This is a genomic window from Bradyrhizobium sp. CCBAU 051011, assembly GCF_009930815.1.
Taxonomy (GTDB): Bacteria; Pseudomonadota; Alphaproteobacteria; order Rhizobiales; family Xanthobacteraceae; genus Bradyrhizobium.
The window spans coordinates 7720593-7737644 of record NZ_CP022222.1 but is presented as its reverse complement, the minus strand read 5'-3'; the positions used below and the strand labels follow the sequence as shown (position 1 = coordinate 7737644).

Genomic DNA, 17052 nt, shown 5'->3' with positions numbered 1-17052 from the left:
CATGTTCCCCACGGCCCGGAAGTCATCGTATATTGCGCCCGATTGGAGCCTGCCCCGACCCCACATGACCGCTGAAACGCCGCCGAATTCGCTGCCGCCGCGATCGTTCTCGCTTTCGATCGGCCAACTGACATTCGGCAGTTTCATGCTGGTGCTGGCGGTGATCATCATCACCTCGACCGCCAGCGTCATCGCCATTCGCCACATCGATTCGACCTTTGCCGAGCTTCAGCGGCTGCAGAGCGTCGGCGACCTCGCCGAGGACATCGACCGCCGCATGAACGAGTTGCGGCTTGCCGCGCGGGATTTCGTCACCGATCCCGGCAACCAGTCGCTCCAGGTCGGCGACGCCGCGGCCGCGCTCAGTGAGGTCCTGAAGAAGACGCGGCTGGAACTCGCTCCCGAGCAGCAGGACATGATCGACGGCGTATCCGAGCGCCTGACGACCTACCGCAACGGCATCGAGCGGATTTCCGCGCTGATCAACCGCCGCGCCGAAATGATCGTTGCGCTGCCGCCCCTGCGCGAAAAGTTCGACGCCGCGATCGCCGACACGCCCGATCCCCATGTTGCGTCGGCATTGTTTCAGAGCCAGAGCCGGATCGCTTCGGCGCTGCTGGCGCGTAATCCATCGGCTGCCGAAAATGCCGCAGAGGGCATGCGCTCTATGACCATTACGGAGCCGAAACTCCGCGCGGCTGTTGATGGTTATGCCGACGCGATTATCGGCATATCGAGGCGCGAAGGGCAGATCTCCGACATCGACAAGGAGGTGCTGGGCGCGGAGGGCCGCCTGATCCAGCGCGTCACGGAATTATTGCGCGACGTCAGCGAGCGGCGAGGGCGTGTACTCTCCCGCGATTTCGCCCGCACACTGGCGGAAGCCAAGTGGCAGAGCATCGTTCTCGGCACTGCGGGCGTGCTGATCGGACTGTTTGCCTCGCTTCTTGTTGTTCGCCGAACCGTGCGTCCACTTGCCGCGATTGCATCCTCGATCCGCGCGGTGGCCGGCGGCGAGAAGAGCGCCTCGATTCCGGCGACCGATGTGGACAACGAGATCGGCGACATTGCCCGCGCCGCCGAAGTATTCAGGCAGACGCTGGTCGATGCCGACAGCGCGCGCGAGGCGGCGGTGCGCGCGCTCGCCGAGCAGCGGCTTGCCGAGGAAAGTTACCGCAAGCTGTTCGAATCCTCGGTCGACGGAATTTATGTCACGACGCCGGGCGGGGCGCTGCTCAACGCCAACCCGGCATTGGCGCGGATGATGGGCTATGCCACGCCGCAGGATCTGATCAACGGCATCGGCGATATCGCCGATACCGTCTACGTCCATCCAGAGGCGCGGACGGAATACGAGAGGTTGATGCAGCGCGACGGCATGGTTCGCGAATATGAGTACCAGGTTCGCACGCGCACCGGCTCGGTGCTGTGGCTTTCCGACAGCGCCAGCGCCGTGCACAACGAGGCCGGCGTCATCGTCCGCTACGAGGGAACGGTGCGCGACATCACCGACCAGAAGCGCGCCGAGGATGCGATTGCCGAAGGCCGCCGCTTGCTGCAGATGGTTATCGACACCGTGCCTGCGGTCATCAACGTCAAGGACAGGCAGCTTCGCTACGTCCTGATGAACCGCTATATGGCCGGCATTTTCGGGGTCGAGCCGGGGGATGCGATCGGCCGCACCACGGCCGACTTGATGTCGCGCTACGGCGCGGAAAAGACCAGCGAACCCGACAAGCGGGTGCTGGCGGCCGGCAAGGAACTCGGCTTCTACGAGGAGGAATACAAGGATGTGTCCGGCCAGATGCGGCAGTGGCTGGTCAACAAGCTGCCGATCCTCGATGCGGCCGGGGAGATCGAGAACATCGTGACCGTTGCGCTCGATATCGGCGAGCGCAAGCGGGTCGAATCCGAGATGCGCAAGGCCAAGGATGCGGCGGAGGGCGCGCTGCGAAACTTGCGCGAGACACAAAATTCGCTGATCGAGGCGGAAAAGCTCGCCGCCCTGGGCCGGCTTGTGGCCGGCGTCGCGCACGAGGTCAACAATCCCGTCGGCATCAGCCTGACGGTCGCGTCCGCCCTGGAGCGCAAAACGTCGAACTTTGCGGCCGAGGTCGCCCGCGGCGAACTGCGGCGCTCCAGCCTGAACGATTTTCTCGGCACCAGCCGCGATGCGTCGTCGCAACTCGTCGCCAACCTCAACCGTGCGGCCGAGCTCATCCAGTCGTTCAAGCAGGTCGCCGCCGACCGCAACTATTCGGACCAGCGCTCCTTCGACCTCGGCGATCTCACCGAGCAGGTGGTGATGAGCCTGCGGCCTGGCCTGCGCAAACACAATCTGACGCTCAATGTCGAGTGCCAGCCCAACCTGATCATGAACAGCTATCCGGGGCCCTACGGACAGGTGCTGACCAACCTGTTCCTCAATTCGGTGGCGCATGCATTTCCGGACGGCAAGCCCGGCACGGTCGATATCCAGGTGCGGGAGTCCGGCAAGGATAATGTCGAGATCATTTTTTCCGACAATGGCTGCGGCATGAGCCTCGATGTCCGCCGCCGCGCGTTCGATCCGTTCTTCACCACGCGGCGCGATCAGGGCGGTACCGGTCTCGGCCTGCACATCGTCTACAGCATCGTGACGACGCGCCTCGGTGGCCGGCTCGACCTCGATTCACAGCCGGGCGGCGGCACGCGCATCCAGATGATTCTGCCGCGCACCGCGCCGCTGGAGCAGGCGGCGGAGTAGGCACGCGTTCGGAGCCGCTAGTTGATATCCGCGAGCTTGTGCAGCGTGGCGCCGAAGATCTGGCTGGCTTTGCCAACGAGCGCGGTTCCATTCATGCTGCCGCGGGTGTCGGTAAACGTGCCGGATACGCCGATGCCGACCGGACTGGGGCCGCCGAACAACGGATTGTCGTTATCGCGCGGGGTGGTGTGACGCTGCACCAGGACTTCGCCTTTGAATGTGTCGCCCTTGACGGTGTAGCTGCCGGTATAAAACAGATAGGCATCGCCGCCGAGAATCTGACCATCCCGGAATAAAATAACGCCGCTGCCCTTGCCGGTACGCCCATCCAGCAGGGTGACGTGGATCGAATAGAGCCCGTTCTTCATGACGTCCCAGGTGCCGGCCGCAGCGCCCACCGAAGCCGATCAAGGGGTTATGCCAAAGCGTGGCCTGCACCGTCAACGCGTCAGGAGGCCTGCCTGTTCCCGTGCAGGAAGCAAACGTGAAGCGCACCACTCCGGCGTGACGCAGGGATGAGGCCGGGGGAGGAGGCGACGCAATTGGCCCGCGAAATGCATAGTTGATTTCGGCACCGGCCGGCGGGTGCTGGAGCAAGAGAAACAGTGACCAACTGGATGAATTCCGGCGGCCACGTGCCGCACCTCTACGCCGAGAATGGCAGTCTTGTAACCACGGGCCGTCACCGCGCGGGCCGCTGGAAAAAACCGCTGATCATCGGCGGCGTTTTGCTGATGCCGCTCGTCTCCAATCCCGGCGAAGCCCGCGATCCCGACGGGCGCTATGCCAACTCACCGCTGAAGCAATGGTTCGACAGTCTGAGGAGCGGGAAGGGACCGTGCTGCTCCGACGCCGACGGCAGCGCCGTCAGCGACGTGGATTGGGAATCGAAGAGCGGGCGCTACCGCGTTCGCATCGACGGCGAGTGGCATGACGTGCCCGAAGATGCCGTCATCACCGAGCCCAACCGCGTCGGGCGGACCATGGTCTGGCCGATCCGCGGCTATCAGGGATTGAGCATCCGCTGTTTCATGCCGGGCAGCATGACCTAGCGGTCACGCATATTTCCTGTCGCGTTCGAGCAGCTCGATCGAGATGCCCTGCGGCCCGCGGATGAAGCAGATGCGCACGCCGGGCCGGATGGTAGTCGGCTCCTTCGTGAACTCGACGCCCTTGCCCTTGATCTCGGCGGCGACCGCGTCGATGTCCTTCACCGTCAGGCCGAAATGGTCGAGGCCCTGATAGGGCGTGACCGGCGGTGTGTTGACGCCGTCGCCGGCGGTGACCGGCGCGATGAAGACATTGGCGCCGCCGAGCTTGACGTCGATCCGCCCCGGGCCACGGACGATTTCGCCGCCCAGAACGTCTTGCAGCCAAGTCGCGGTCGCTTCGGGATCGGGGCTGCGCAAATGGACATGGTCCCAGGTAACGGTAGGCATTTCGGTCTTCCCCATTGTTGTTGTTGCGGCTCCAAAACCGACGTCGTGGTGCGGCGGCAATCTAGTCGCCGCGTATCCACGATTCCATCCTGCAAGCCTTGCGCTACCGCCGCAATATTGTCGAGGTGGTATGAAACCATTTCTGCCCTGGGTGATTGTTGATGCGCGGCGGGATCCGTACAGCGGCGGTCGTGAGAAAAGCCGTACGGGGAAAACCCCCGTAGGGCTTTTTTCATGCGCGGCACGGCAATCGCCGGCGCTGCCGGGTTGAGGGCACGGCTATGAAGATCGCCGGTTGGTCGTTCGGAAGGTCGGAAGCGCGGCTTGCCGCACTGCCGGCCATCGCCATTGCCGGATGCACCATTTGGCTGATGCTCCCTCAAGCGAGCGACGCCGAGAGCCATTCCGCGGCGACGCCTCCTCAAGTCACCCGTATCACGCAAGATGCATCCCGCACGGACGAGACGGCTGCGACTCAGGCGACCCTGTCGAACCAGGCCCCTTCAGATGCTGACCCTGCCGCCGCGGTGCCTTCCGAAATCGCGCCGCCCGAAACGGTGACCCCCGCCGGGTCACCGCTCGACGGCCTGCGCATTGTCTCCCAGTCATGGCGAAGGGGCGGGCTCGGCTCGAAGGCGCTGGTGACCTTCACGCTTCGCAATACCAATGACTACGCGGTGAAGGATATCGAGATTGCCTGCCGCTTCGTCCGCCAGGACGGCAGCCATCTGACCGACCGCCGGCGCATCATCCCCGATACCGTGAACATGAAGAGCCGGAAGCGCTATGCCGGCATGCTCGTGGGGTTCGTCAACGTCAACGCAAATAAGGCGAAATGTTCACTGGTGACCGCCAGCCGTATTTAACCCTGCGTCTGCGCCGCGTGAATCCGCCTTTCATCCCGGAAATGTGAGCTGCGCCTTTGAACCTTGCCGGTCGGCCAGGAACTAATCGGTATATCGCCCGTTGAGCGATTGAACCGCGCGATGCTCGCGCGGGGGGAGCGAGTCCAATGCCCGTAGCGCGTTATTTCCTGTTTGTCGGCGGAGTGCTGCTCGCGCTGTTGTTGGCGATCGATGCGTTTGTTCCCCAGCAGGCTGTCGTGGCCAGCGAAGCCGCTTCTCAAGCCGCTCCTTCGGTCGACAAGACCGTCGTGCGCATTCGTTCCGACCAGAAGCTGCCGGAGCGGGTGGTCTACGACACCAGCCTTCCGACCATTGTTCCGCCGCCGGCCGTGATCGCCCAGGCCGCTGCGCCTTCCGCACCCGCCGCCGTGCCCCCTGCCTCGGCCGACGCCAACGCGCAGGCCCGTGTGCGGGAGACGTTTGCCCAGTTCGTCCCGGGCGAGGCGAAGAAGCCCGAGCCGCAGGTTCAGCGCAAGCGCAAGGTCGCCAGGAGCCGTCAGGCGCCGCCGATGCAGTTTGCGCAACCGCCGCAGGTGCGGGTCGCACAGCAGTCGCAATTCGGCTTCTTCGGCGGTCCGAGCTCGCGCTCAACCTGGACCTGGTAGGCCTGCTCGCCTGATTTAGCGCGGCAGCTTCGGAATCTTGTCCGCAAAACCGTTGAAGCAGGTCAGCCGCTCGTCTTCCTCCTTGACGAAGCGGCACTCGCTGACGCTCTTCGCCGCCGGCGCCTTCGCTTTGGGCTGCGGCGCATAAACGGCGTCGTAGCAATTCAGCCGTTCCTTGGTCTCGTCGTCGATGTCCTGGCAGGCCTGCAATTTCTGGGCGGCTGACAGGGGTTTGGCCGGGGCTTCCTTCTTGCCCTTCGATCCGACTTGAACCAGGGGCTTGCCACCGACCGTCGGAGGAGCGGCGGAGGGGGCTGGGGCGGTCGTTTGCGCAAAGGCCGCGGCCGGATAGAGCACCGCCAGCGCGAGGATGATCTTTTTCATATTGAAATGTCCGAATAGCCGTGAGCGACGAGCGCGCCCGGGAGAGACCTGAGCTCCCGACCTTCGGAATCGCTAAATCCCGCTGCGCGCCAGCGATCTCTAGCACCATCCCAGAGCGTCTGTCTAACTAGTTGATTTAATGGCCATTCGAATAGGCCACCCCAGGACCGGAGGGTGTCGGCGTGGTATAGAGTGACCTCTGGTGGCATATGGGTTGACGGCCGCCCGGGGAATTTATGGTCGCGGAGGAATGCATCATGTCCGATCCACAACGCCGGGAATTTCTGGCCGCCGCGGGCATCGCCTCGCTGACAGCGCTGGCTGTGGCGCAGCCAGCCGCCGGCGGCGATCCGAGCTTCATGAACAACATCCCGGACCCCGAGCTCGCAGGCAAGGATCTGCCGACCTTCAAATTCGCGCTGGAGAAGTCGGACGGCAAGGTCATCGGCGGCAGCTACGGCAAGGAGGCAACCGTCGCGCAGCTGCCGATCTCGAAGGGGATCGCCGGGGTCTCAATGCGGCTCGAGCCCGGCGCGATGCGCGAGCTGCACTGGCACGCTACCGCCGCCGAATGGGCGTTCGTCATCGAGGGACGGGTGCGCACCACCGTCGTCGACCCCAACGGCCTTGCCGAGACCAACGATTTCGACCCGGGCGACGTCTGGTACTTCCCGCGCGGTCACGGGCACATGCTGCAATGTCTTGATGACAAGCCGTGTCACTTCATCCTGATCTTCGACAACGGCTATTTCTCCGAGTTCGGCACCTTCAGCATCACCGACTGGATCGGGCATACGCCGCCGGCGCTGCTGGCGAAGAATTTCGGCCTGCCTGAAGCTACGTTCGCGACGTTTCCAAAGGAGGAAGTGTATTTCGCCCGCGGCAAACCGCCGCCGGCCGAGCCCTCAGTGCCGCTGCAGGGCTGGAAGCTGCCGCCGGAGACCCACAAATACCGCCTGCTGGCTCAGCCGCCGCATGCGACCTATCGGGGCGGCCGCGAGTGGCGCGTCGATTCCAGCCGCTTCCCGATTGCGAAGACGATCACCGGCGTCGTGCTCGATCTCGATCCCGGCGCGCTGCGGACGCTGCACTGGCATCCGAACGCCGACGAATGGCAATACGTCACCGAAGGCGAGGTGAGCGTCACCTTGTTCGGCTCTCATGGCCGCTACCGGACCGAGCGATTGCAGAAGGGCGACGTCGGCTACATTCCGCAAGGCTATGGGCACTCGATCGAGAATGTCGGCAGCCGTGCTGCACGCATCCTGATCGGATTCAATGCCGGCAGCTACGAGACCATCGACCTGTCGCAATGGATCGCAGCCAATCCCAAGGACGTGCTCGCCACAAATTTCGGACAGCCGGCGGAGGCGTTCGGAAAATTCCCGGATCGCGACGTGTTCATCGCCAGCAGGGATGGCACCTGATAAACGGCTCCGCGAAGCGTGCGCGAAAATGCCGACAGCGCTCGCGGAGCAACGGTGTCAGGTGCGGCGCGGAGACCTAGCGCAGCCGATAGGCATCAAATGCGTGGGCCAGGAACACGCCGATGCTGACGAAGATGAGGAACGCCGTCACGACCTCGGTCATAGCCTTCCTCCCTGTATGGTCATGCCGGAAAGGGCACGCTTGAGGAACTCGCGGTAAATGAGGTTCAGGACCGTTACTAACATGATCTAACCCCGTGCTTGATTGGGCCAAACCGTAACGGCGCTTTGTTTCCGGAGCGCTTCGCGGCAGGGGCAAAACGGTTTCGTCGCGGCCGCTAGGGGATCACAGAAGCGCGATGGAACCGGAACAATTGCGATCTCCGCCGCCCGCCCTTTTCTCGCCATGCTGATTGAGGAGACCTGCGTCGGGCGGGTTCTGCGAAGGGGCGTTGTTCCCAAAGGTCCAGTGTGATCGTCCAACATTTGCTGCAAAACGAGACCGTGACGTCCCGCCGTGCGTTTCTGCGCGGGATTGTGTCTTCAACCAGCGTGCTGGCGCTCGGCGGATGCGCCAGCCTGGGCGCGACGGGCGCGCGTTACGACGCATCCTCGCTCTCGGCCGAGCCGACATTGCTCGTCGCCACCACGCGCAAGCCGGCGAACGGTGCGCGGGCGAAGCCCTGGTTCGGGCCGGAGCGCGCTACGAGGATGACCGTCGCCCGGGCGAAACTGGTGCCGCCTGACGAGAGCCGTTTCTCGCTCGCCGCGGCGGGTATCGGTGATTGGCGTCTCGATGCGGTCGAGCCGGTGTCGGGGGACGTCAGCGATCTTCTCGGGCAGGGCGACGTCCTGATCTACGTGCATGGTTTCAAGCAGACCTTCGAGACGGCGGCGCTCGATGCCGCGCATCTCGCCGACGGCATCAAATTCCGCGGCCGGACGATGGTCTTCTCGTGGCCGTCCAAGGCGGGGCTGTTCGACTATGCCTATGATCGCGACAGCGCGATGTGGTCACGCGACGATTTCGAGCGCGTGCTCAATTCCGCCGTCACGAGCCCGAGCGCCGGGCGTGTCCACATCGTCGCGCACAGCATGGGCACCATGCTCGCGCTCGAAAGTTTGCGCCAGCTCTATGCGCGAAATGGCGACACCGTTTCAGACAGGATCGGAGCCGTGGTGTTCGCCTCGCCTGATATCGACATGGACATATTCGCGTCGTCAGTTACCCGCATGGGCCCGCTCGGCCGCAAGATCACCGTGGTCGCCGCGACGAACGACCGTGCGCTGGCGATCTCGGGGCGATTGGCCGGCGGAATGACACGGGTCGGCGCCGCCGAGAAGGCCGCTATCGAGCGGCTCGGGGTGCGCGTCATCGATGCGTCCGATTCAGGTTGGGGCGTCATCAACCACGACCTGTTCCTCTCCAACGCCGAGGTGCGGAAGGTGATACGCCGCTCGATTGACACTTCGACGGCGTGATCTCTCCCGCGCAACGGGCGTCGCGCGGCAACTTGATGGTGCCCGTCTATTGCCGGCAAGCGGCCACCACAACGTCACCGTGTTGTCACCCATAATCTCGCCAAATTGACGGAACACTTATTCGTGGCCGGCACGATAGTGCCGGTCTCGCCTCGAACTGCACGCTTGAATTGCTCAACGTCCGCAACGCCGACCGGTTGTCGGCGCGCGACGCTTTGCGAGTCGATCGGGGAGATACGGGCGACACCAGACGTTTGCCGGCGATCCAAATTATTCAGTTGATACAGAGGAATGAAAGTCATGCGTCAAGCAACATCCAAGGCGGCGGCCGGTTCGCGCGCGAATCGTCGACAGGCGCTATCACTCGCGGCCGGCGTCGCCTTGCTCGCGAGTGTCGCCGCTGCCCACGCGCAGAGCACCGGCATCGCCTCTTGCGACGACTTCCTGACCAAGTACGACGCCTGCATCGTCTCCAAGGTCCCCGAGGCACAGCGCGCGATGTACAAGACGCAGATCGACCAGACCCGCAAGGCGTGGGTCGACATGGCCAAGAATCCGTCGACCAAGGCGACCATGGAAGCGACCTGCAAGCAGACCCTGGACGCGACGAAGGCCTCGCTCACAGCCTATGGCTGCTCGTTCTGATCGGCGTAAGAACGCCTAAAAGGAGTGGCGCCAAATAGGCGCCACTCAAGCTTTTCCGTGTCGGTTAACGTCTTGTTAACCATATCGTCCCAGCATGGCCGTCAATGGGAGTCGCCACGGACGTTAGCCCGTAGGCGCGATTGATCGTTCATCTTGGGGGCGGGCGGGAGCTCGCGGGGCTCCAAGGAGCAACGTCATGTCGTCACCTGGCGTACGACACCAAGCAAATCTGCTTTCCGAATTCGTTGCGGCGATTTTCGGGGCGCTTGGTTTGGGAGTTCCGATTGCGGTTGCGATCATTTGGATTTGTTCCTGATCGGCATGCTGCCTGTCTCGTAACGGCGTCCCTGTGAAGGGGCGTGGCGGAGCGTGGGGCGAGGCTAATCGGGGAGGGCCGCGACTGCTACGATCTCGATGACGAGGTCGGGACGTGCGAGCGCCGCAACTCCGATCACCTCGGAGGGGCCGGATTGTTGCTGCTGCAATGCTTCGGGCAATGCCGCGCGAAAACGCGTCCATCACGTCCTGACGGAAGTTGGGAGAACTCACGGGCACTGCTCGTTCGCCGTGCCGCTATGATGCCGCAGCCCGCTGCGCGTCCCAACCGGTAAAGCTGCGACACCCTACGACTTTGCACTATGCCTCGCGGGCACTGCTGCCGAACGCGGCGGATGTCCCACCCACATAATCCTGAGGCTTGCTTGGAGGCCGAGCAGGCGTTTATGCCATGAATCCAAAACTGGGTCTCGGGCAGCGCCGAAGCGCTGCGTTCGGTGCAGGCGGCGCTATTACGCCCGGCGAACCGCTGGTATTACTCTAAAATTTGAGCAAGTTATTTCGCAGAACAGTTCCACGGGTCCGCGATACTCGGCAACCGGTGGAGAGAGGCGCATGCTGGTTGCCGTTATAAATTCCCTTGCATCCGATTGCGCCCCCAACGGTGCGGAAGTCCTGGGAGCGATGGGAACGGTTGGCATTGTTCTGCACGGCGTCGCCCTGCTCGCGGTAGTTTCACTACCCAGAACGCGGAAATATGGGCGATTTATGCACGGCGTGCCGTATGCGTTCTTGATAGCTGGCGGGATCCTGCTGGTACTCGCGCCGGATGCCAAAGACCCGCTACTCGCAAGTCTCATCTTTGTGGGGTTGACGGCGATCATGCACGCGGCCGTGTGTTTTGAGATGAGAGCGGATATGAAGAGACTCTATGGCTCATCTCTCGGACCTGTACACCCAGACTACGTGCGTTCATTGCAGGCCATGCGCGCGGCTGCGGGAGCGAATTGCTGTCAACCTAATCGTCCGAGACGTGGTAGACGGGAATAATGGTCCGGCCGTGGCGGTCGCGAACTGATCGCAGAAGCAAAGCGATTGATCCGAAATCGCTATCGCACAGGTGAATTGCACGGCTAGACGAATCGATGACCGACTTCTGTGTCCAGATTCACCCTCATCGATGCCCTAAGTGGGACTTTGGTTGGCCTGCGCTCAACGTGCGAACGCGTAGCGAATGACAAGGCTTTGGTGGTTCTCCTGGCAGGAGCGCGTGACCGAGCTCAGGGCCATCCGCGACCAGGCCCGCACTGACGCGGAGCGGACCGAGGGCGGCGGCTACCGCCGGGACCATCTCCGTGCGCTCGCCCAGCGCATCGAGGTGGACACGAAAGAGGTTCGCATCATGGGGGCGAAAAGCGCGCTGCTGCGTACGCTGGTCGCCGCCTCAAGCGCAAAAACGGCAGGTTTTGGAGTGCCCGGTTTTGTATGCCCTTCCTGAGAGAGGGGTGACAGTTCATTCCGGAGACATGGGTTACACAATCGGGCCTTTTGCGGGGAGCGCAAAATGCCCTGGAAGGCGTGTAAACCCATGGATGAGCGTCTAAAATTCATTGCCCGGCGGCTGGACGGGGAGCGGATGGCGGGCCTTTGCCGCGAGTTCGGCATCTCCCGCAAGACCGGCTACAAGATCTTCTCGCGCTACAACGAGATTGGCTTGGAAGGGCTCACCGACCGCTCGCGCCGGCCCTATCGCCATGCCAACCAGCTGCCCACCCAGATCGAGACGCTGATCGTGCGCTTGAAGCAGGACAAGCCGAGCTGGGGCGCCCCAAAGATCAGGGAACGGCTGGCCCGGCTTTATCCGGATGTGCACACGCCCGCGATCAGCACCGTGCATGCGGTGCTCGATCGTCATGGCCTGGTCAAGCGGCGAACCCGACGACGCAACCGGGCTGAGGGCACCACACTCTCTCACCCGGCCCAACCGAATGAGCTGGTGTGCCGACTACAAGGGCGAGTTCATGCTCGCCGATCGCCGCTACTGCTATCCGCTGACCATCACCGACTTTGCCAGCCGTTATCTCATGCCTGCGAAGCCTTGCACACCACCAAGGAAGCCTATGCCTTCTCGGTGTTTGAAAGCGCATTCAAGGAGTTTGGCCTGCCGCAGGCCATCCGCACCGACAACGGTGTTCCCTTTGCCAGTCCCAATGCGCTGTTCGGATTGAGCAGGCTGTCGGTCTGGTGGCTCAGGCTCGGCATCGCGATCGAGCGGATCAAGCCAGGCAACCCGCAGCAGAACGGCCGCCACGAGCGGATGCATCTGACCTTGAAGTTGGAGACCATCAAGCCGGTCGCGCGCAACTTCCTGCAGCAGCAGGCCAGGTTCGACGATTTCATCGACGGCTACAACAACGAGCGGCCTCACCAAGCGCTCAACATGCAGTGCCCGGCCGAGCGCTATATCCCCTCAAGGCGGATCTACCAGGGCCTGCCGGACCTTGATTATCCCTTCCACGACAGGACCGCGACCGTAACGACATGCGGCCGTATCTGCTTCAACCGGCAGAAAATCAACCTCAGCGTGGTCTTCGCTGGGCAGAACGTCGGGATTAAGCAGGTGAGCGACAGGATTTGGCTCGTCACCTTCATGAACTATAATTTGGGTTACTTCGACGACGAGACATGCAGACTCGAACCGATAGACAACCCGTTCGGCCCAAAGGTGTTACCTATGTCTCCGGAATAAACCGTAACCCATGTGTCCGGAACGGACCGTACCGAAGTGGCGCGCTCGGAGAGATTCGAACTCCCGACCCTCGGAATCGAAATCCGATGCTCTATCCAGCTGAGCTACGAGCGCTTGCGCTGGCTCGTATCAGACTTGGTCTGATAGGGCCAGCCGGGACGCGCTAGTAGCACGGATGCCGCCGGCGGTCCTGGCCGATATAGGCGGCCGCGCCCTGGCGGCACAGGACGGTGGAGGGACCGTCGTAATAGGCGAACCTGCCGGGTTCCACGCCGGGCCCGTAATTGTGGAGGAAGCTGATCGGGTAGGGCAGGCCCCAATTGTACAAATGGTGGTGCCGATTATGGCGGGCGTCCGCCAGGTTTGGCGCCAGGACCGCGGTGGAGAGGAGGGCGGCGGCAACGAAAAACTTCGCTTTGGTCATTTCGATTCTCCGGAAGCCTCACTGGAACTGGCGCGATTCGGTCTGAGCGGATGGTGGTTCACCAAAAAAGTTTGCTAAAACAGTGAGATAGTAGCTCAAGTTCTGATTCGGTTGAAGCCGGCACCTCCGATATCTTGGCCCATCTGGTCTCCCATTTCAGGAGAGGCCGGTAGAATAGCTGCGGAAAAGCACCCTGGCGCGCCTATTTTTGGCCTCAAGGGATGCTTAACGAATTCCCAACACAGTCCGGCCAGAGTTCTGCCCGGTCCTGTAGACGGACCGACTTATTCCAGGTCTGAAAGGCCATCCGGTTTCTGATCGATCCCATGCGCATCACGCCCCTTGCCCTGCTGCTCCTCTCGGTCCTGGTCGCGAGCCCCGCGCGCGCCGACCTGCACATTACGCGTGACCATGGCGGCTATGTCGAGGAGTACAAGACCAAGTACAAGCGCATCCGCGACCGCAAGGAGCGCGTCATCATCGACGGCATCTGCAACTCGGCCTGCACGCTGGTATTCGGCATCGTGCCGATGAACAAGATCTGTGTGACGCCGAAGGCGAGCGTTGGTTTCCACCAGGCCTATTACGACAAGGCCTTCACCTTCGGCATCAAGGTCACGAGTGCGGAGGGGACGTCGGATCTGATGTCCTATTATCCGGAAACGGTGAAGGACTGGATCCGTCGCAACGGCGGGCTCACCACCGAGATGAAGAAGATCAAGAACGGCAAAGAGCTCTGGAGGATCGTCGATCCCTGTCCGGAGGAGTGGTGAGCTGGATTCACTGAGTTTGGGCCTTTGCCCTCGTCATCGCCCGCGAAAGCGGGCGATTTAGTATTCCAGAGACGCCTGCTATCGAATCGAGATGCCACGGCGCACTGGATATCCTGCATTCGCGGGATGACGAGCGATGGCGAGGGAAACGCGCGACCTCGCCCCTAGAACGTCACCACGCCGCGGATTGACTCGCTGCGCTTCATCAGCTCGAACGCGTTGTTGATCTCGGAAGTGACATCACATGCGTGTCCATCGGGTCGATCTGGATCTTGCCCTGCATGTACCAGTCGACGATCTTCGGCACATCGGTGCGCCCCCGCGCGCCGCCGAAGGCGGTGCCTTTCCCGCGCGGGTTACCTCGCGCGATCGGTCCTTGCCGCGTAGCACATGATCGGGCAACACGGACGGCAAATGACCGGCGACTTCGAAAAAATAGCCGCACGGGCGGCGCCCGCGATCTTTGTCGTGCTGTGGAGCACCGGCTTCATCGGCACCAAGTATGTCCTGAACAGCGCCGAGCCGTTGACTTATCTCGCGATCCGCATGGCCTTCGTTGTGGGATTGATGGTGATCATCGTGGCGGTGGCGCGACCATGCTGGCCGGATCGCATCGGCATTGCGCACAGCGCCGTCGCCGGCATTCTGGTGCATGGCATCTATCTCGGCGGCACGGCGATCGCCATTGCGCATTCGATTCCGGCCGGGCTGTCGGCCTTGATCCCGGGGCTGCAGCCGATTCTCACCTCGACGCTTGCGAGCCGCTGGCTTGGCGAACGCGTCACGCCGCTGCAATGGGGCGGATTGCTGCTCGGGCTCGCCGGCGTCGCGCTGATCCTGCACGACCGGCCGATGGGCGGGGAGGCGGGCTGGGGATGGCTCGCCTCGGCCGTCTCGCTGGTCAGCATCACGCTTGGCACGCTGTACCAGCGTCGTTACTGCAGCGCGATCGATTGGCGGTCCGGCAATCTCGTGCAATACGTCGCGGTGACGATCTTCTTCGGCCTCGGCGCCTGGCTGTTCGAGACCAACGTGGTGCGCTGGACCACCGAGTTCATCCTGGCGCTGGCCTGGCTTGCCGTCGTGCTGTCGATCGGATCGATCGGGCTCTTGTACTGGCTGATCCGCCGCTCGGCCGCGACCTCGGTGGCGAGCCTGTTCTACCTGGTCCCCGCCGTCACGGCCCTGATGGCGTATGTGCTGTTCGGTGAACGGCTGGACTCGATCTCGATCGCCGGAATGGTGGCCTGCGCTGCGGCGGTGCTACTGGTCAACCGTCGCTCAGTTTGAGGTAGAGCGCTTGGTCGCCATGCACGTGTAAATTTCATGAGCCTTATCAGTATTTTCCCTGAGTTGTGCCCATTAAGGCGATCGTAAGCAAAACGCGGCAGATTGGGCTCGGTTTTGGGGGATTTCTCGTTATGACCACGCGATCCATTGGAAAGTTTCTGCCGGCGCTCAAGCTGCGCCTCGGTACCAAGGCTGTCATTTCCGCCATCCTGCTGATCGCGGTCAATACCGGGTTGGTTGTGGGCGCAGCCCATTGGTCACTCACCTCCGAGTTCGGCGATCGCGCGCTGCGCGACATCGAGGTCAACCTGCGCACGCTGGGTCTGGCGTTTGCCGAGACCTACGGCGATGCCAAGATCACCATCAGGGATGGGGCCGTCGTCCGCGCCGAAATTCCCAAGATGCCCGAATTCAAGGACCACGCGATCGTCGACCGCGCGGTGGGCTATACCGGCGGCAACGCGACGCTGTTCGTCTATGACGAGGCGAGCAACCAGTTCGTGCGCCGCACCACCAATGTGAAGAAGGAGAACGGCGACCGCGCCGTCGGCACCCAGCTTGCCCCCGACCACCCCGGCCAGGCGGTGGTCCGCCGCGGCGATGCCTATAAGGGACCGGCAACGCTGTTCGGCAAGACCTTCATGACGGCCTACTACCCGATCGTGAATGCGGCCGGAAAGGTGATCGGGCTTCTCTATGTGGGTATTCCGATGGCGCACTACGAGACCATGCTGTCGCATGCCATTCAGAACATGGCGATCGCCGCCGGCATTGCCGCGCTGCTGGTGATGCTGCTGACCATGGTGCTGGTGCGCCGGGTGACCAAGCCGCTGACCTCGGTCACGGCCTCGATCACGGCGATCGCCAACGGCAACGCCGATGTCGAGATCGACTTTGACGACCGGATGGACGAGATCGGCGAGATTGCGCGGACCATCGCCGTTTTCAAGAGCAATTCGGCCGAACGCCGCCGCATGCGCGACGAGCAGACAGCGGCAGCCGTTGCTTCCGCCGATCAGCGCAAGGCCGAGCTGCGCGGCTTCGTTGACGAGTTCCAGGCCAGCGTCGGCGGCATCATCGACAAGGTAATGACCTCCTCCGGTGAATTCGAGCGCGTCGCGCGGCAACTCACCGAGACCGCACGGACAACTGCCGGCCTTTCCGGCAAGTCGGCCGGCGCTTCCGAGACCGCATCCGAGCACGTCCGCACCGCGGCGGCTGCCTCCGACGAACTCTCCAGCTCGATCGCGGAAATCACCCGCCGCGTGCAGGAGTCGAACGGGATCGCGGCCGACGCCGTCAAGCAGGCGGTCGCCACCGACCAGCGCATCAACGAACTGTCCGAAGCCGGCGCGCGGATCGGCGACGTGGTGAAGCTGATCACCTCGATCGCCGAGCAGACCAATCTCCTTGCGCTCAACGCCACCATCGAAGCGGCGCGGGCAGGCGACGCCGGCCGCGGCTTCGCGGTGGTGGCGCAGGAGGTCAAGAGCCTCGCCGGCCAGACCGCGAAGGCGACCGAGGAGATTTCCAGCCAGATCGGCAGCATGCAGCTTGCGACCGAAGAGTCGGTCAGCGCGATCAAGGCGATCGGCCAGACCATCGAGCGCATCAGCGATATCGCCACCTCGATCTCGGCGGCGGTCGAGCAGCAGCGCGGCGCGACCCAGAACATCGCCCAGAGCGTTCGCGCAGCGGCGAGCGGCACGGCCGACGTCGCGGCCAATATCCGCAACGCCGCGCAGGGCGCCGAGGAGACCGGCGAGACGTCGAGCCGGATGTTTGCCTCCGCGCAGAATCTTTCGAGTGAGAGCCTGCACCTGAAGGCCGAGGTCGAGAAATTCCTCGATCGCGTCCGCGCCGCCTGAGCCATTGCGGCGGCGCATGACGCCGCCGCTGAAACCTGA

At 63.0% G+C, this 17052-nt stretch carries 15 protein-coding genes, 1 tRNA gene and 2 pseudogenes; 12 read left to right on the top strand and 6 right to left on the bottom strand.

Annotated features, from left to right (window positions below):
• Positions 1 to 64 precede the first annotated feature (64 nt).
• On the top strand, positions 65 to 2746 hold the full coding sequence (locus ACH79_RS36515; RefSeq protein ID WP_161855247.1) for a PAS domain S-box protein: 2682 nt from the start codon (positions 65 to 67) through the stop codon (positions 2744 to 2746).
• A gap of 17 nt (positions 2747 to 2763) precedes the next feature.
• On the opposite strand, the gene ACH79_RS36510 is transcribed toward ACH79_RS36515, so the two are convergent.
• Positions 2764 to 3114, bottom strand: a complete 351-nt coding sequence (locus ACH79_RS36510; protein WP_161856748.1) for a GrlR family regulatory protein — start codon at positions 3112 to 3114, stop codon at positions 2764 to 2766.
• Positions 3115 to 3351: 237 nt separating this feature from the next.
• Between ACH79_RS36510 and ACH79_RS36505 the strand changes: the two genes are divergently transcribed.
• Positions 3352 to 3798, top strand: a complete 447-nt coding sequence (locus tag ACH79_RS36505) for a hypothetical protein (RefSeq protein WP_161855246.1) — start codon at positions 3352 to 3354, stop codon at positions 3796 to 3798.
• A gap of 3 nt (positions 3799 to 3801) precedes the next feature.
• Here the strand turns inward: ACH79_RS36505 and ACH79_RS36500 are convergent, their stop codons facing one another.
• Complete coding sequence (locus ACH79_RS36500; protein ID WP_161855245.1) at positions 3802 to 4185, bottom strand: VOC family protein; 384 nt, start codon at positions 4183 to 4185, stop codon at positions 3802 to 3804.
• A gap of 281 nt (positions 4186 to 4466) precedes the next feature.
• On the opposite strand from ACH79_RS36500, the gene ACH79_RS44460 reads away from it, so the two are divergent.
• A complete protein-coding gene (locus tag ACH79_RS44460) occupies positions 4467 to 5051 on the top strand; it encodes a hypothetical protein (RefSeq protein WP_246738272.1) in 585 nt (194 codons plus the stop codon).
• A gap of 146 nt (positions 5052 to 5197) precedes the next feature.
• Positions 5198 to 5695 (top strand): hypothetical protein, encoded by a 498-nt coding sequence (locus ACH79_RS36490; protein WP_161855244.1) that lies wholly within the window; start codon positions 5198 to 5200, stop codon positions 5693 to 5695.
• Positions 5696 to 5710: 15 nt separating this feature from the next.
• Here the strand turns inward: ACH79_RS36490 and ACH79_RS36485 are convergent, their stop codons facing one another.
• Complete coding sequence (locus ACH79_RS36485; protein WP_161855243.1) at positions 5711 to 6079, bottom strand: hypothetical protein; 369 nt, start codon at positions 6077 to 6079, stop codon at positions 5711 to 5713.
• Positions 6080 to 6336: 257 nt separating this feature from the next.
• Between ACH79_RS36485 and ACH79_RS36480 the strand changes: the two genes are divergently transcribed.
• The 5 genes and pseudogenes from ACH79_RS36480 (at position 6337) to ACH79_RS36460 (ending at position 12658) form a co-directional block, all read left to right on the top strand.
• A complete protein-coding gene (locus ACH79_RS36480) occupies positions 6337 to 7506 on the top strand; it encodes a cupin domain-containing protein (protein ID WP_161855242.1) in 1170 nt (389 codons plus the stop codon).
• A 471-nt stretch (positions 7507 to 7977) separates the two neighbouring features.
• The gene (locus tag ACH79_RS36475; RefSeq protein ID WP_202639107.1) at positions 7978 to 8988 is read left to right on the top strand and encodes an alpha/beta hydrolase; all 1011 of its coding nucleotides are present in this window, start codon (positions 7978 to 7980) and stop codon (positions 8986 to 8988) included.
• 300 nt (positions 8989 to 9288) lie between these two features.
• The gene (locus tag ACH79_RS36470; protein ID WP_161855241.1) at positions 9289 to 9633 is read left to right on the top strand and encodes a hypothetical protein; all 345 of its coding nucleotides are present in this window, start codon (positions 9289 to 9291) and stop codon (positions 9631 to 9633) included.
• Between the two features lie 1510 nt (positions 9634 to 11143).
• A complete protein-coding gene (locus tag ACH79_RS36465; protein ID WP_246738271.1) occupies positions 11144 to 11407 on the top strand; it encodes a hypothetical protein in 264 nt (87 codons plus the stop codon).
• Between the two features lie 66 nt (positions 11408 to 11473).
• Positions 11474 to 12658: pseudogene (locus tag ACH79_RS36460) on the top strand (IS481 family transposase).
• Between the two features lie 37 nt (positions 12659 to 12695).
• On the opposite strand, the gene ACH79_RS36455 reads toward ACH79_RS36460, so the two are convergent.
• A tRNA-Arg gene (locus ACH79_RS36455) sits at positions 12696 to 12772 on the bottom strand.
• Positions 12773 to 12821: 49 nt separating this feature from the next.
• Positions 12822 to 13082 carry a hypothetical protein gene (locus ACH79_RS36450; protein WP_161855240.1) on the bottom strand — a complete coding sequence of 87 codons (261 nt, stop codon included), beginning with the start codon at positions 13080 to 13082 and terminating at the stop codon, positions 12822 to 12824.
• A gap of 326 nt (positions 13083 to 13408) precedes the next feature.
• Here ACH79_RS36450 and ACH79_RS36445 point away from each other — a divergent pair, with 326 nt between their 5' ends.
• Positions 13409 to 13855, top strand: a complete 447-nt coding sequence (locus ACH79_RS36445) for a hypothetical protein (protein WP_161855239.1) — start codon at positions 13409 to 13411, stop codon at positions 13853 to 13855.
• Positions 13856 to 14019: 164 nt separating this feature from the next.
• Here the strand turns inward: ACH79_RS36445 and ACH79_RS36440 are convergent.
• A pseudogene (locus ACH79_RS36440) lies at positions 14020 to 14201 on the bottom strand (S-(hydroxymethyl)glutathione dehydrogenase); the annotation flags it as partial.
• A gap of 68 nt (positions 14202 to 14269) precedes the next feature.
• On the opposite strand from ACH79_RS36440, the gene ACH79_RS36435 reads away from it, so the two are divergent.
• Both ACH79_RS36435 and ACH79_RS36430 read left to right on the top strand, forming a co-directional pair.
• Complete coding sequence (locus tag ACH79_RS36435; protein WP_161855238.1) at positions 14270 to 15145, top strand: DMT family transporter; 876 nt, start codon at positions 14270 to 14272, stop codon at positions 15143 to 15145.
• Positions 15146 to 15276: 131 nt separating this feature from the next.
• Positions 15277 to 17013, top strand: a complete 1737-nt coding sequence (locus ACH79_RS36430; RefSeq protein WP_161855237.1) for a methyl-accepting chemotaxis protein — start codon at positions 15277 to 15279, stop codon at positions 17011 to 17013.
• Positions 17014 to 17052: the final 39 nt, after the last annotated feature.

What these genes read in the sequence shown, in the direction of transcription:
- ACH79_RS44460 (WP_246738272.1), top strand. Translation starts at nt 4,467, where the DNA reads ATGAAGATCGCCGGTTGGTCGTTCGGAAGGTCGGAAGCGCGGCTTGCC.
- ACH79_RS36445 (WP_161855239.1), top strand. Translation starts at nt 13,409, where the DNA reads ATGCGCATCACGCCCCTTGCCCTGCTGCTCCTCTCGGTCCTGGTCGCG.
- ACH79_RS36485 (WP_161855243.1), bottom strand. Translation starts at nt 6,079, where the DNA reads ATGAAAAAGATCATCCTCGCGCTGGCGGTGCTCTATCCGGCCGCGGCC.
- ACH79_RS36465 (WP_246738271.1), top strand. Translation starts at nt 11,144, where the DNA reads ATGACAAGGCTTTGGTGGTTCTCCTGGCAGGAGCGCGTGACCGAGCTC.
- ACH79_RS36470 (WP_161855241.1), top strand. Translation starts at nt 9,289, where the DNA reads ATGCGTCAAGCAACATCCAAGGCGGCGGCCGGTTCGCGCGCGAATCGT.
- ACH79_RS36435 (WP_161855238.1), top strand. Translation starts at nt 14,270, where the DNA reads ATGACCGGCGACTTCGAAAAAATAGCCGCACGGGCGGCGCCCGCGATC.
- ACH79_RS36510 (WP_161856748.1), bottom strand. Translation starts at nt 3,114, where the DNA reads ATGAAGAACGGGCTCTATTCGATCCACGTCACCCTGCTGGATGGGCGT.
- ACH79_RS36515 (WP_161855247.1), top strand. Translation starts at nt 65, where the DNA reads ATGACCGCTGAAACGCCGCCGAATTCGCTGCCGCCGCGATCGTTCTCG.
- ACH79_RS36480 (WP_161855242.1), top strand. Translation starts at nt 6,337, where the DNA reads ATGTCCGATCCACAACGCCGGGAATTTCTGGCCGCCGCGGGCATCGCC.
- ACH79_RS36490 (WP_161855244.1), top strand. Translation starts at nt 5,198, where the DNA reads ATGCCCGTAGCGCGTTATTTCCTGTTTGTCGGCGGAGTGCTGCTCGCG.
- ACH79_RS36450 (WP_161855240.1), bottom strand. Translation starts at nt 13,082, where the DNA reads ATGACCAAAGCGAAGTTTTTCGTTGCCGCCGCCCTCCTCTCCACCGCG.
- ACH79_RS36430 (WP_161855237.1), top strand. Translation starts at nt 15,277, where the DNA reads ATGACCACGCGATCCATTGGAAAGTTTCTGCCGGCGCTCAAGCTGCGC.
- ACH79_RS36500 (WP_161855245.1), bottom strand. Translation starts at nt 4,185, where the DNA reads ATGCCTACCGTTACCTGGGACCATGTCCATTTGCGCAGCCCCGATCCC.